Below are 331 nucleotides of genomic sequence, written 5' to 3'. Positions count from 1 at the left end.
TGAAGCTTGTGATAACTGCAATTAATCAACAAGCGTAATAGTAGACGCCACTCATTAAATTAAGTTCACATAAAAATATAAATAATTATAAAAACTAAAATGTGGGCATAAAAAAAGCCAGCTTAAAAGGAGCTGGCTCAATCATTACTAAAATTAGTAATTAAACGGGGTAAATCAACATGAAGCTTGTGTTAACTGCAATTAATCAACAAGCATAATAGTAGACGCCGCACACAAAATTAAGTTCACATAAAAATATAAATAATTTAAAAATTAAAATGTGGGCATAAAAAAAGCCAGCTTAAAAGGAGCTGGCTCAATCATTACTAAA

Source organism: Pseudoalteromonas sp. UBA6610 (assembly GCF_002433295.1).
Lineage (GTDB): Bacteria > Pseudomonadota > Gammaproteobacteria > Enterobacterales > Alteromonadaceae > Pseudoalteromonas > Pseudoalteromonas atlantica.
The sequence above is the reverse complement of the archived record's forward strand: the minus strand, read 5'-3'. Positions refer to the sequence as shown.